Genomic DNA, 13,510 nt, shown 5'->3' on the forward strand with positions numbered 1-13,510 from the left:
TTTTGTGTTGTCTAAAACGGGTTGGTGGCCCATACGGCAAGCTCTGGTATAAAGCCTCTGTTATCCATCTCCAAAGCACTCTTTATTGCCCATGCTATTTCCTCGCCGCGCAGCTTGTTGGGTTGCGAGTCACGTTCTTCTCGGTCTGGGTTGCCAAAGGCAGTGGTTACTTCGCTGGGGTTTATCAACATAACGCGCACGTTGTGCTTGCGCAGTTCTTTTTGCCAGCTTTGTGTCATACTTCTAAGAGCTGCTTTTGAAGATGCATATACCGAGCCTCCTTCATAACCATTAGTTGCTGCCGTAGACCCAATGTTGATGATGTTTCCGTAATTCTGCTTATTAAAAATTTTTGCCGCGCGAGCCGCCATCATGGCCGCACCGAACACATTTACCCGGTATATGCGCTCAAAGTCCTCGATAGTCAGTTCTTCAAGCGGCCTCGATAAGCCTATTCCTGCATTATTGATTAGCACATCCAATTTGCCATACTCCTCCATAAATGCCTGAAACGTGTGCCGCACATCATCCGGATTGGCTACATCTGCTGTAATGGGCATAGCGCCAATTTCGCGTGCTGCCTTATGGGTGCGTTTTTCGTCGCGGCCAGTAATGGCTACGTTCGCACCGCTTTCAATTAAAAGTTTAGCGGTATCGTGGCCAATGCCCAAGGTGCCACCTGTAATCAGGATATTCGCGTTATTGAGTTTCATAGTAGGAGATAGATTTGAGGTTTAGGTGTAAGTAACGGTGGCGGAGGAGAATTGTTGATGGGTTGTTGATTGTTTGCAGTCCTGGGTCCAACCACCCCTAACCCCTCCTTATCTAAGGCGGGGAATTATGACTACCGATTATTCTGTCATCACCATAGTTGAGGCTGCTACTTACTATCGAGAGGATCTTGTGATAAGGAAGTTTAAGCACAAGCTACAGAGCTTATACTAAGCTTTAGTAAAGTAATACCAGAGGTCCCTGCCTTGGATAAAGAGGGGTTAGGGTGGTTGGACACCTGCGCTACATCTCTACGGGTTTAGTATAATTTGTAACTCGGCACTCAGAACTCAGAACTCACTTCCGGTTGTCCTGGCCGTGCAGCATGCTCAGGTAACTTTCGTAGCGGGTAAGAGAGATTTCGTTATGGCGTACAGCTTCTATAATAGCGCAGCCTGGCTCGTTAAAGTGGGTGCAGTTGTTAAAGCGGCACTGGTTCATACGCTCCCGCATCTCCGGGAAAAAATGGCTTAGTTCAGCTGCCGGAATATCTACAATGCCTAGCTCTTTAATACCCGGAGTATCGATGATAAAGGTATCCTTATCAACCTCAAACATCTCGGCAAAGGTGGTAGTGTGTACACCTTTGTCGGAAAAGTCAGATATTTCGGAAGTCTTCAACTCCAGGTCTGGTACAATCAGGTTGATGAGCGTAGATTTTCCTACCCCAGAGTGACCGGAAAGGAGGGTAGTCTTACCATGTAGGAGTTGCTCTATCTCATCTATACCTTCTTTTGTTTTGGCCGATACTGCCAGGCTTTTGTACCCGATCTGGTCATACATGTGGCTGATCTGGCGCTGGTACTCCCGCATCTCGTCGTCATACATGTCGGTTTTATTGTACACAATTATGGTGGGGATGTCGTAGGCTTCGGCAGTAACCAGAAAGCGATCTATAAAACCAAAAGAGGTACGCGGCGAAACTAATGTAACGATAAGCAGTGCTTGGTCGAGGTTGGCGGCAATGATGTGTGCATGTGCCGATTTGTGCGTGCTCTGGCGGATGATGTAGTTTTCGCGGTCCTGAATTTTATGGATTACAGCCGTATCTTCTCCGGTAGTCTCCACATCAAACTCCACCTTGTCGCCGACGGCAATTGGGTTACTCACTTTCATGCCCTTCAGCTTAAACTTACCGCGTAGGCGGGCACGGTGCAATTTGCCTTCTTCATCACGAAGCAGGTACCACGATCCCGTCGATTTTACTACAACTCCTTTCATGTATTCTGTTTAAGCAAAGCTTTTATGTCGGCCATTATCTTAGCAGTAGCACCGGCTTGCTCTTGTACGTATGTTTTTTCTTTGCTGGTTATACTTTGGCGAAAGCCGGGCGTGGTATGCACCTCTTCAAACTTCTGCAGCAGTTCCTGGCTAGTATTTACTGAGAACGCGCAGCCAATGCCGATCAGATCCTTCGCCTCCTGAAATTTCTCATACTTGGGTCCGAAGAAGAGCGGCAGTCCAAACACGGCAGCCTCCAGGGTATTGTGCAACCCTTTGCCAAAGGCGCCGCCAATGTAGGCGTAAGTGCCATAGCTGTACAGCGACGACAGCATGCCAATGTTATCGATCACCAACACGTTATACTTTGCGACATCTGTCTCTGTGGCTTTGGAGAAACGTATCGCGCCTTCGCCAAGACTTTGCATCATGGTAGTTATACTTGCTTCGTTTACCTCGTGAGGTGCAATGATGAAATTTATATTTTGGCTATACTTCTGTATCAGCGGTAAGAGCACCTCCACATCAGCGGGCCAGCTGCTGCCTACCATAAACACCTCCTTGCCTGCTACAAAGGCCTTAACCAAAGGTATGCTTTTAACAGAAGCAGCCGTTTGTAATACCCTATCAAATCGTGTATCGCCGGCTATACTTGCTTGCTTTATACCAATGCGTTTTAGCAGCTGCAGCGAAGTTTTGTTTTGAGTATAGATGTGTGTGAAGCGGCGCAGCATGTTGCGGTTAAACTCTCCGTAAGGCTTAAAGAAAACCTGGTCTGGCCGGAAAATAGCCGACACGGAAAGTATAGGTATGTTGCGCTGCTGCAGCTCTTGCAAGTAATAATGCCAGAACTCATACTTCACAAACACCGCCAGCTCAAGCTCTGCTATATCCAGAAACTGCTTCGCGTTTTGGGCGCTATCCAGGGGCAGATAGAAGATATAATCAGCACCCGTGTAGTTCTTGCGAATTTCGTATCCGGAAGGGGAGAAGAAGGTAAGCAGGATCTTATACTTTGGATATGCCATCTTGAACGCCTCCATTACCGGACGCCCTTGCTCAAACTCTCCCAGCGAGGCACAATGAAACCACACTACCGGCGCCTGGTTGCCTGCAAAGGCCCGTTTCATTTTATCGAACTGCTGCTCCCGTCCCTGCCGCATTAATCTGGCCTTCTCGTTAAAGGGAGAGGCCAGGGCAATGGCAGCTTCGTAAGCTTTTAGTCCGATGTCGTAGAGTAACTTCAAGTTTATACTTTCAATAAGAAAATACCGAAATGCGTACAGTTGCCGCGAGTTTCTGGAAATGCAAATATAGTGGATTGTGGAAGTATAGTTTGTAAGGAATTATACTTTGTGGGTGTGCCTTTTTGTGAGCTGCTGATATCTGCTATATTTGAAGAGATATGGCAGAGCAGTAATAGGTGCAAGTATGCGTACTCGGGTTTTCTGAAGTATGGATCGTTCTGCAAATTGCTGTAATGCTTTTTACTAGTATAAAAAATGAGCATCAACATCAGGCCGATACAAGAGGCAGATAACCTAGAGCTGGCAACACTTATCCGTAAAGTTTTCAGAGAATTTAAAATCGACAGGCCAGGTACCGTATACACAGACCCTACCACAGATGATCTGTATAACCTTTTCAGGCAGCCGAACAGCGCATACTTTGTGGCAGAGGAAAACGGAGAGATAGTTGGCGGCTGTGGCATATATCCTACTGATGGCTTACCCAAAGGCTGTGCAGAGCTGGTGAAGTTTTACTTATCGGCGGAGGCCAGGGGTAGGGGAATTGGCAACCAACTGATGCAGCAAAGTATAGAAGAAGCCAAAAAACTTGGGTATAAGCAGCTTTACCTGGAGTCTTTTCCGGAGTTAGCCAAGGCAGTGAGCATGTACGAGAAGGCCGGTTTTAAACCTTTACCGCATGCAATGGGTAATTCAGGACATTACGCCTGCAACATCTGGATGTTAAAAGAACTATGAGCATAGAACAAGCCTACAACAATTGGGCATCGCAGTACGACACAAACAAGAACAGAACCCGTGATCTGGAGGGGAAGGCACTGCGCGCAACTTTAGCAAGTATACCTTTCGAAACCTGTCTGGAAATTGGTGCCGGAACCGGTAAAAACACAGAATGGCTGATGCGAAAAGCAATGCTTGTTACGGCAGTAGATTTGTCGGAGGAGATGCTGAAGCGCGCCAGAAAGAAAGTGAACTCTAATAAAGTTGAGTTTATTCAGGCTGATATTACGAAAGACTGGGATTTTAAAACACAGGAATACGATCTGGTAAGCTTTAGCCTGGTGCTGGAACACATCGAAAACCTGGAGCATATTTTTAAGGAAGCAGCAGCAGCATTAAAACCTGGTGGGCATGTGTACATTGGCGAACTGCATCCTTTTAAGCAATACACCGGCACCAAAGCCAGGTTTGATACAGAGGAGGGAAGGCAGGAAGTGGAGTGCTATACCCATCATATCTCAGATTTTTCACAGGCAGCCAAACAGTGTGGCTTTAAGCTGGTTGATGTAAATGAGTATTTCGATGACAACAACAGAAACGATATTCCGCGCATCCTTACCTTACTTTTTCAGAAGTCATCAACATAGGCATTGACAGAGTTGTTTTGCAGGCTGCCTTAGCACAGCACTGCTAGCGCAAAAGGTGCCGTATACTTTATCAGAGACCTTATTATTTATGACTACAGCACCGGCAAGTACCTATACTAACCTGTACAACTTTCAGAAAAGCTTTTTTGAAACCGGGAAAACTAGAAGCTATACTTTTCGGAAAGAACAGTTGCTGCGCCTACGCCAAGCTGTAAAACAATATGAAGATGGTATAACCGAGGCGCTGCATAAAGATCTGCACAAGCCTGCCACCGAGACGTATGTTACAGAGATAGGATTTGTTTACGAAGAAATAAAGTATGTCCTAAAGCATCTCAAAAGTTGGATGAAGCCACGAAAAGTATCTACTCCACTTGTGGCGCAACCGGCATCCAGTAAAGTTTACCACGATCCGTTGGGGCTCACCTTCATTATTGCGCCCTGGAACTATCCCTTTCAGCTGCTTATTGCTCCTTTGGTAGGGGCAATTGCCGGAGGTAACTGTGCGGTTTTAAAACCATCAGAAGAAACACCGCACACGGCACAGGTAATAGAAGATATGGTTAAGGAGTTCTTTCCGGAGGAGTACCTGGCAGTGGTGCAGGGAAATGGTGCAGAGGTAGTGCCAGAACTAATGGATAACTTCCGATTTGATCATGTGTTTTTTACGGGCAGCGTACCTGTTGGTAAAATCATAATGGCAGCGGCAGCCAAGCATCTTACGCCTGTTACGCTGGAGCTAGGCGGTAAAAGCCCCTGCATTGTTGACGAGACTGCAAATCTGAAAGTAGCCGCTAAAAGAATAGCCTGGGGTAAATTCTTAAATGCCGGCCAAACCTGTGTTGCCCCCGATTATGTACTGGTTCATACTTCTGTTAAAGAAGAGTTTACCAGACTGGTTGGTGAGGCTATAAAAAGTTTTTATGGAGAGGATGCAGCCAAGAGCCCGGATTACCCGCGTATGGTGAACGAGAAACGCTATAAGGCTGTAGCTAAATTTATTAACCCTGAGCATGTTGTGCTTGGCGGCCAAACAGATGAGCAGGATAAGTATATCGCGCCTACCATACTCGATAGAATTACCTTTGATGACCCGGTGATGCAGGAAGAAATATTTGGACCTGTGCTGCCCATACTTACTTTTGAAAAACTAACTGAGGTGCCGCAACTGGTAGGGCTGCATCCATACCCGCTGGCTTTGTATCTGTTTACAAGCAGCAAAGAAAACGAGAAGTACATTTTAAACAACATACGCTTCGGCGCTGGCTGCATTAACGACACTGTTATACACTTAAGTAACCCAAGTATACCTTTTGGCGGCATTGGCACCAGCGGGTTTGGCAGCTATCACGGCAAGTATAGCTTTGACACATTTACGCACGCAAAGGGTATACTTAAAACAACCACTGTTGTAGATGTGCCGCTGCGTTACCCACCATACGGCGACAAAGGCAAGTATGTAAAGATGGTGATGAAGTAAAGTAATAAAACAGAAAAGCCCCGACATTTGCCGGGGCTTTTCTATATCTAAAAGCTGTTAAGCTTAGTGTTTTGCAAGGTAGTTAGATACACCTTCTTTAGTAGCCTGCATTGCTTCTTTGCCTTCAGACCAGTTTGCAGGGCAAACTTCGCCTTTCTCCTCAAAGTACTGCAGCGCGTCAACCATACGCAGGGCCTCGTCGATAGAACGGCCAAGCGGAAGGTCGTTTACAACCTGGTGACGTACTACGCCTTCTTTGTCGATTAGGAACAGACCACGGTAAGCTACTGGCTCGCCAACAAAGATAGCTTCGCCTTCTTCGTTGTAGTCATAATGACCAGCTAGAACGTCGTAGTTCTGAGCGATAGTTTTAGAAGCGTCTGCTACAAGTGGGTAGTTTACACCCTCGATGCCACCCTGCTCGCGCGGAGTGTTCAGCCATGCAAAGTGAGAGAAGTGTGTGTCGGTAGAGCAACCTACAACTGCTACGTTCTTGCGCTCAAACTCTTCCATTCTGTCCTGGAAAGCGATGATCTCAGTTGGGCACACAAACGTGAAGTCCATTGGGTAGAAATAGAAAAGTACGTGCTTCTTGCCAATGTACTGGTCCAGTGAAAAGTTCTCTACAAATTCTCCGTTCTCTACGGCTGTTGCTTTAAAAGAAGGTGCTTTTTTACCTACTAATACTGCCATGTGTTATTTAGTTTTTGGTTAAAAATTCTATTTAGATACTCGTTTTATACTTATTTGCTTATCGGGTTCCACTTTGCTGCCTGTTAGCTGCACTGAGAAGCCTTTTAGTTCAAAGTTCTCCAGCTTTCGCTTGCTGAAAAAATCTGCCAATAGCTGTTCCAGTTCTTCATCCTCAAAATCAACAATCTCTTTCGTCTTGCTGCAGAAGATATGGTTGTGCACGTGTGTGTTGGCATCGTAACGCTTGCCGCCTTCTTCTGAAAGAGCACGCTTAATCAGGCCTGTTTCTACAAAAGTATCCAACGTTTTATAAACCGTACCCAGCGATATACTTGGATTTCCCGGTTTAAGGCGTTGGTAAATGTCTTCAGCAGTAGGGTGGTGCCCATGCAATTCCATCACCGATTCAAACACAACAATGCGCTGGTGCGTGGCTTTTAAACCACCCTCCGTCAGGCGCTGTCGTAATTCGTCTCGTGTCAGATTTTGCATACCAGATAAGAATGTTTCTTAACTAGGAAAAGTTCCTGCAAATGTAGAGGTAATAATTAAGTTTTGAAAGTGAAAGTATAAAACTTGTTCGTGGGTTGAGGAACTTTGAGTGTGGAGGATTACGGTGATTCGCATACGACTATAAACCACCCCTACCCCTCCCTAACCAAGGAGGGGAGTTCTGTTATTACTTTAGCAGAAGTATAGGTTTCCATAGCTGCGTCTATTACCCAGACAGGCTCTCGATCTAGCCCTGCATGTTACAGCTATTATAGGGGGCAAGAGAAACAGTAATTACAGTACTCCCTCCTTGGACTAGTGAGAACGCGAGTTCGAAGCTAGCGAGCGCAGCTCTGAGGGGTAGGGGTGGTTTGACCGGTACTGTGAAAATACCAAGCCTAAACTTATCTTCCCTTAAACTCCGGCCTGCGCTTCTCTACAAAGGCGTTCATACCTTCGGTTTGATCTTCGGAGGCGAAGCAGAGGTAGAAGTTCTTGCGCTCAAAGTATAAGCCTTCGTCCAGGTTAGTTTCGAAAGATCGGTTTACAGACTCTTTGGCCAGTTTAGCTGCCACCGGCGACATCTGAGCCACCTCGCCGGCCAGTTTAAAAGCCTCTTCTAAGTATAGTTCTACAGGTACTACGCGGTTTACCAAGCCGTGCTTTTCTGCTTCGTCGGCACTCATAAATTTGCCGGTAAGCACCATCTCCATGGCTTTTGCTTTACCGATGGCTTTTGTAAGGCGCTGTGTGCCGCCGGCACCTGGCATTACACCTATTTTAATTTCCGGCTGTCCAAATTGTGCAGTTTCAGAAGCCACGATCATGTCGCAAGTCATAGCCAACTCACAGCCACCTCCCAAGACAAACCCAGAAACAGCGGCGATTATTGGTTTTTTGGTTTTTCGGATCTGGTCCCAGGTAGAGAACTGGTCAATGTTGAGCATGTCAATGGCAGTTTTACCAGCCATTTGCTTAATATCGGCTCCAGCTGCAAAGGCACGTTCGTTGCCCGTGATGATAATAGCACGTACTTCATCATTCTCGTCTAGCTCCTTTAGAGCATCGCGCAGCTCACCCATCAATTGCAGGTTTAGCGCATTAAGCTCTTTGGGTCTGTTTAGCTGTATGAGGGCAACATGAGGCTGGGCCTGTGGCGTTACAAGTATAAATTCCATGGGTCTTATTTTGTGTTCAAGCTTTATTTAAAGCCTCAAGTTACGGCTTTTGGATCAACCATAAAAAAAGCCCTTCAAAGGGCTTAAGAATTAGATAGCAGGACTATTTGGTTTGGCGCGATCAGCTACTTTATGATATGGGGTCTTTTCCTGCTGCTGTACATTGTTAACCTTGGAAGGCTGCTCATCTAAATGCACTTCAGCTGCATCTGCAGGAACACCCATTTTGTTGGTACGGAAAAATACCCCCGTTAACAACAGGGCGAATAGCACCACGAGTTTAATTACAAATGTAGGGGTAAGTTTCTCAGCCATGGGCTCTCTTCGTTTGTCAGCTCTTTTTCACTGGCTAATCTATACGCAAAGTAAATATAAAGTTTTGGGAATATGAATAAGATCAAACTAAAAGTTGATAAAGTCTAAGTATATTTTTCTTCGGGCTAAATTCTACCTGCAAACTGCCTGGAAGGTGGTTCGGGTGCGCTGTTCAAGTAATATACTTTTGCCAGTGGTAACCTTGCTGATGCTCTGACTGTCGTAGTTTTTTATGGTATAAAGCCGCAGGTTAGTGTTGTAGTGTATCTCAAATTGGTCTTGCAGCGTCTGGATGAGGCGCTCCAGGCGTTCCGGAAAATAGTCTGTGCAAATGGAAAAGGAGATGGCCGAGTTCTGCATCATGTTTATCTTTAGCCGCATCTCCGACAGCGCGTTAAAAATAGTGCCTAAGTTTTTCTCTGATATAAATGTGAAGTCTTTAACACTAAATGAGATGAGGCACTGGTTTTCTTTGATAATGTAGGCTGGCGCAATTACCTCAAAACGGCAATCGCAGATCTTAGTGCCTGCCGCCGCCGGATTCAGGAAAGATTTTACATAGAGCGGTATAAGTTTGTTGGCCAATGGCTTGATTGTTTTAGGGTGTATTACGGATGCACCATAATATGCCATCTCAACTGTTTCCTGATACGATATCTCAGGGTACCGAACCGTATCCTCAAAGTACTTAGGGTCAGCGTTCAGAAGCCCTTCCACATCTTTCCAGATATACATGGCTTCGGCGTCAAGACTGTAGGCAAAGATGGCTGCACTAAAATCAGAACCTTCGCGGCCAAGAGTGGTGGTAAATCCATTATTTGTTCCACCCAAAAAGCCTTGCGTTACAACCAACTGCTCCTGCAGCAGGCTAGTAAGGTCACGTTTGATTGTGCGTTCAGTCCAGTTCCAGTCTACTTTGCCCTCCCGCCACGTATTGTCTGTCTGAATATACTTGCGGCTATCTATCCAGGTATTTGAAAGCCCTTGCTCCTGAAGAAAATGGTGAAGTATGGTAGAAGAAAATAATTCTCCGTAACTAACCACCTGATCGTAATATTTATCGTAAGTAGCCCCGGATGGAATTCGCTCCAAAGTTTGGCGAAGCTGTGCAAACAAGTGCTCCAGGCGCTCATGAACAGGCGCTGTCTTATCGCGAAACAGTTCGTTTGTAATTTCCTGATGGTACGACAGGCATTGCTGAAATGCAGTTTCAAATGACTGTCCGCTGTATGCCAGATCAAAGATTTGCTCTAGCGCATTGGTTGTTTTGCCCATGGCCGACACAACCAGCAGGAGTTCCCTGTCGCCGCCACATGTCTTAACAATATGTGCTATGTTTCGAAATGCCTCTGCGCTTTTTACTGATGCGCCACCAAACTTGAATACTTTCATCCTGACTAACTACGTTTGCCGTAAAAATATGTATACTTCATTATATTAACTAAAATCGATACTTTTGTACCCGAATAAACCTTTACCTTATGAACGATAAACTGGCGTTACCTGTAGGCACCACCCTTGACAGGTTCATCATGCGAAAACAAGAGGATTTCCCTTATGCAACAGGGGAGCTTTCTCAGTTGCTGCGCGATATAGCGTTAGCAGCCAAAATTGTGAACAGAGAGATCAATCGTGCCGGATTACTTGATGTAACCGGAGCTTATGGCAACCAGAATGTACAGGGAGAAGAGCAGCAGAAACTGGATGTAATTGCCAATATCCGTTTTATCAGAGCCCTTCGTAATGGCGGTGAGGTTTGTGCCATTATTTCTGAAGAAGAGGAGGATATCATCCAGACAGGTAACACAAAAGGCAAATACATTGTTGCCATGGACCCGCTGGACGGCTCTTCTAACATTGACGTTAACGTATCGATAGGTACTATTTTCTCTATCTATAGAAGAGCATCTGAAACCGGATGCGACGGCACATTAGAAGACTGCTTACAAAATGGTACGCGCCAAATTGCTGCCGGATACATTATCTATGGCTCATCAACGATGCTGGTTTATACTACAGGCCATGGCGTTAACGGCTTTACCTATGAGCCATCGCTGGGCGAGTTTTTCCTGTCGCACCCTAACATCGTAACACCGCGCACCGGTAATGTGTATTCCTGCAACGAAGGTGGCATTAACGGCTTCCCTGAAGGAATTAAGAACTATATAAGCTACTGTAGAGACAGCGGTTATTCGGCGCGTTATATTGGTTCGCTGGTGGCAGACTTTCACCGTAACCTGTTAAAAGGTGGTATCTATATTTACCCGTCAACTGCAAAGGCGCCTAACGGTAAACTGCGTTTGATGTACGAGTGCAACTCGCTTGCCTTTATTGTAGAGCAGGCCGGTGGTAAGGCTACTACAGGTACACAGCGTATCATGGAAATAGAGCCAACAGAGCTGCACCAGCGTTGCCCGCTCGTAATTGGCTCTGCCGAAATGGTAGACAAAGTAGAAGAATTTATGAAGGCCGAAGCGTTGATTAGCTAAAGCTCAAAGTACAAAATGAAAGAGGGCAGGAGTTAAACATACTTCCTGCCCTCTTTCATTTTGTAGCTATTGATATTAAACTATTTGCCGCTGTACCTTTGGCGTAATTCAGCCTTCTGTAGCTCGCGCTTTAATACAAGGCGTGCAATGCGTTCGGCAATCAGTTCCTGGTCATCGGCAATCATGGCCTCTTTTACGGCTCTTTCTTCTACGTCTATGCGGTAAAGGATATGGAGAAGCTTTGCCAGGTCGGTGTTTAGCAGGTGCAGTATTACTCGTGCCAACTTAAAGTGCAGCGACTCCAGGTTAGTAGCAGGCAGGTTATCTGTTTCAAAAAGGCTTTGTAAGCGCAAAGTTGTACTGGAGATTATACTTGGCGGGTACTGCATACTGTAAAATTAACTAAAAATTTAGCCACAAAGTAGAACGCCCTCCGTTGTAGAAGGGCGTTCTATTTTGTGGCTTTAAAGCTTACTCTTTATCTGCTTTAGGCTTCTTTGGTTTTGCCTCCGCTGTTTTTTCCTTTTTATCAGCAGTTGCTTTTTTAGCTTTCGGAGCCTCCTTTTCTTTAGCAGCTTTTTTCTCTCCGTCGGCAGCTTTTTCTTCTTTAGCAAAGCCTATGTGCTTATTAACAATAAGGTACCAGTTGGCCAGCTTCTTCATGTCAGAAGTATACACTCTGTCCTCGTCGTAATTTGGCAGAATGTCGCTCATAAACTGCTGGTAATCCTCGTTGCTTGGTTTCTCGCTAAGCGGCAATTTATCGCCATACTTTTCGTGGATACGCTCAAACACCTCGGCCAAAGGCACAGTGCCCTCTTCATCGGTAGTATAGATAGAGATCTCATCCAGGATCGACATGCGGTGGCGCGCCTGAGCAACCATAGTTTTTGGTTTTTCTTCCAGGCTCTGCACAATAACACCGGTACGCGTAGGCTTTACAATCTGGTAAAGGCCGCTTTGGCCAGATATGGCCGCAACTTGTCTTAAATCAATAGGCATAGTAAAGTATAAACTGTTGTTTTATAGTTTAAACATAATCGGAATGCTGGCATTTACTGCGAAGCCAGGTGCTTTAAACTTTAGCAGTCTGGTAACGCGGAGCGCCTCCTCTCCAGTGCCTGCACCTGCATTGCGCAGCACTTTAAATCCTGACAGAGAGCCATCCTCGTTAAGGGTAAAGCTAACGATGCAGTCGCCCTGTACACGATTACGCTTTGCCAGCGCCGGGTAATTAAGTTCTTTATAGATGGCCTTGTACATAGCTTCTACACCGCCTTCATAAAATTCGGCTACCGGAGGCGTTTTCTCAGGTGTCCATACTTTTTTCTCTTCAACTTGAGCCGCTTCGGCTTTCGCCTCAGTGGTTTGTGCAGAAACTGCTAATGTCGCGAAGGCAAACAAAATAAATAAAAATGTGAACTTGGTTTTCATAAGGGTTAAATTAAATATTCTACTTCACAAATGGCTTTCCGGCACATTTCCGCAAACTTATACTTTTGAGGTAAGAGTTTTGTTATTGCTGTTGCTGTACCTTCTCGTTTATTTCATCAATATAGGCCAGAATCTCATCTTTGCCAATTCTCTTCTCTGCCGAGGTTTTAAAGATCGGCGGAAGCTCATCCCAAGTTTCGCGCAGCTTGGCTTCGTAAGCGGCAATGTTTGCATCTGTTTTAGCTGCAGATTGCTTGTCTAGCTTCGTGAAAACAATTACAAAAGGAACGCCCATATTACCCAGGTAATCGATAAAATCCAGGTCTGGTTGCAGGGGCTCGTGTCTGGAGTCGATCAGCACAAACACACAGGTAAGGTTTTCGCGCTTCTGGAAATAATAATTGATCATTCTGCGCCACTTCTCCCGCGATTCCTTGCTAACTTTTGCATAACCATAGCCTGGTAAGTCTACCAGGTACCACGAGTTATCTACCAGAAAATGGTTAATAAGCTGCGTTTTTCCAGGTGATGAAGATGTTTTGGCAAGTCCTTTCTGTCCTGTCAACATGTTAATCAAAGACGACTTTCCAACATTTGAGCGACCAATAAAAGCGTATTCTGGCTTATCAGGTGCCGGACACAGCTCCACTTTGGTGTTGCTCATCAAGAACTTTGCTTCTTTAATTTCCATGTGTTTATCTATACTGTTAGCCCTTATTATTAATTTATTACAGTAAGGGTAAAAAGCTTAATTTTGTTAACTTAAGCTGCTCATAGGCCTTAAGCCTTTCTGCGCCTCAAAGTTAAGCTTATTTTTTCAAAC

The 13,510-nt window shown here is 45.5% G+C and carries 16 protein-coding genes; 4 read left to right on the forward strand and 12 right to left on the reverse strand.

Annotation, left to right across the window (positions count from 1 at the left end):
• Window positions 1–11: 11 nt before the first annotated feature.
• The 3 genes from H8S84_RS10310 to H8S84_RS10320 all read right to left on the reverse strand — a co-directional run bounded on the left by H8S84_RS10310 (window position 12) and on the right by H8S84_RS10320 (window position 3,239).
• Window positions 12–713, reverse strand: coding sequence for an SDR family oxidoreductase (locus H8S84_RS10310; protein ID WP_187067232.1), 702 nt, complete (start codon window positions 711–713; stop codon window positions 12–14).
• Between the two features lie 355 nt (window positions 714–1,068).
• Window positions 1,069–1,992, reverse strand: a complete 924-nt coding sequence (rsgA, locus tag H8S84_RS10315) for a ribosome small subunit-dependent GTPase A (protein ID WP_187067233.1) — start codon at window positions 1,990–1,992, stop codon at window positions 1,069–1,071.
• Entirely contained in the window at window positions 1,989–3,239 is a 1,251-nt protein-coding gene (locus H8S84_RS10320) for a 3-deoxy-D-manno-octulosonic acid transferase (protein ID WP_187067234.1), read from the reverse strand. The genes rsgA and H8S84_RS10320 overlap by 4 nt, the downstream gene beginning before the upstream one ends.
• A 255-nt stretch (window positions 3,240–3,494) precedes the next feature.
• On the opposite strand from H8S84_RS10320, the gene H8S84_RS10325 reads away from it, so the two are divergent.
• The 3 genes from H8S84_RS10325 to H8S84_RS10335 all read left to right on the forward strand — a co-directional run bounded on the left by H8S84_RS10325 (window position 3,495) and on the right by H8S84_RS10335 (window position 6,086).
• On the forward strand, window positions 3,495–3,977 hold the full coding sequence (locus H8S84_RS10325) for a GNAT family N-acetyltransferase (RefSeq protein WP_187067235.1): 483 nt from the start codon (window positions 3,495–3,497) through the stop codon (window positions 3,975–3,977).
• Window positions 3,974–4,606, forward strand: coding sequence for a class I SAM-dependent methyltransferase (locus tag H8S84_RS10330; protein WP_187067236.1), 633 nt, complete (start codon window positions 3,974–3,976; stop codon window positions 4,604–4,606). The genes H8S84_RS10325 and H8S84_RS10330 overlap by 4 nt, the downstream gene beginning before the upstream one ends.
• A gap of 88 nt (window positions 4,607–4,694) precedes the next feature.
• Window positions 4,695–6,086: an aldehyde dehydrogenase gene (locus tag H8S84_RS10335; protein WP_187067237.1), complete on the forward strand. Its 1,392-nt coding sequence runs from the start codon at window positions 4,695–4,697 to the stop codon at window positions 6,084–6,086.
• 63 nt (window positions 6,087–6,149) lie between these two features.
• On the opposite strand, the gene H8S84_RS10340 is transcribed toward H8S84_RS10335, so the two are convergent.
• From H8S84_RS10340 to H8S84_RS10360, 5 genes are all read right to left on the reverse strand, one after another.
• Entirely contained in the window at window positions 6,150–6,779 is a 630-nt protein-coding gene (locus tag H8S84_RS10340) for a peroxiredoxin (protein WP_187067238.1), read from the reverse strand.
• Between the two features lie 27 nt (window positions 6,780–6,806).
• On the reverse strand, window positions 6,807–7,271 hold the full coding sequence (locus tag H8S84_RS10345; RefSeq protein ID WP_187067239.1) for a Fur family transcriptional regulator: 465 nt from the start codon (window positions 7,269–7,271) through the stop codon (window positions 6,807–6,809).
• 404 nt (window positions 7,272–7,675) lie between these two features.
• Window positions 7,676–8,449 (reverse strand): enoyl-CoA hydratase-related protein, encoded by a 774-nt coding sequence (locus H8S84_RS10350; protein WP_187067240.1) that lies wholly within the window; start codon window positions 8,447–8,449, stop codon window positions 7,676–7,678.
• Between the two features lie 90 nt (window positions 8,450–8,539).
• The gene (locus H8S84_RS10355; RefSeq protein ID WP_187067241.1) at window positions 8,540–8,764 is read right to left on the reverse strand and encodes a hypothetical protein; all 225 of its coding nucleotides are present in this window, start codon (window positions 8,762–8,764) and stop codon (window positions 8,540–8,542) included.
• A gap of 132 nt (window positions 8,765–8,896) precedes the next feature.
• The gene (locus H8S84_RS10360; RefSeq protein ID WP_187067242.1) at window positions 8,897–10,156 is read right to left on the reverse strand and encodes an aspartate kinase; all 1,260 of its coding nucleotides are present in this window, start codon (window positions 10,154–10,156) and stop codon (window positions 8,897–8,899) included.
• 89 nt (window positions 10,157–10,245) lie between these two features.
• Between H8S84_RS10360 and fbp the strand changes: the two genes are divergently transcribed.
• Complete coding sequence (fbp, locus tag H8S84_RS10365) at window positions 10,246–11,253, forward strand: class 1 fructose-bisphosphatase (RefSeq protein WP_187067243.1); 1,008 nt, start codon at window positions 10,246–10,248, stop codon at window positions 11,251–11,253.
• Between the two features lie 80 nt (window positions 11,254–11,333).
• Here fbp and H8S84_RS10370 read toward each other — a convergent pair whose 3' ends face one another.
• From H8S84_RS10370 to yihA, 4 genes are all read right to left on the reverse strand, one after another.
• On the reverse strand, window positions 11,334–11,642 hold the full coding sequence (locus tag H8S84_RS10370) for a hypothetical protein (protein ID WP_222621628.1): 309 nt from the start codon (window positions 11,640–11,642) through the stop codon (window positions 11,334–11,336).
• An 82-nt stretch (window positions 11,643–11,724) separates the two neighbouring features.
• The gene (locus H8S84_RS10375; protein WP_187067245.1) at window positions 11,725–12,255 is read right to left on the reverse strand and encodes a DUF5606 family protein; all 531 of its coding nucleotides are present in this window, start codon (window positions 12,253–12,255) and stop codon (window positions 11,725–11,727) included.
• 21 nt (window positions 12,256–12,276) lie between these two features.
• Window positions 12,277–12,687: an energy transducer TonB gene (locus tag H8S84_RS10380; protein WP_187067246.1), complete on the reverse strand. Its 411-nt coding sequence runs from the start codon at window positions 12,685–12,687 to the stop codon at window positions 12,277–12,279.
• Between the two features lie 82 nt (window positions 12,688–12,769).
• Window positions 12,770–13,378, reverse strand: coding sequence for a ribosome biogenesis GTP-binding protein YihA/YsxC (gene yihA / locus H8S84_RS10385; protein WP_187067247.1), 609 nt, complete (start codon window positions 13,376–13,378; stop codon window positions 12,770–12,772).
• Between the last annotated feature and the right edge of the window lie 132 nt (window positions 13,379–13,510).

The sequence above is a fragment of the Pontibacter cellulosilyticus genome (genome assembly GCF_014306105.1).
In the GTDB taxonomy this organism is placed as follows: Bacteria; Bacteroidota; Bacteroidia; order Cytophagales; family Hymenobacteraceae; genus Pontibacter; species Pontibacter cellulosilyticus.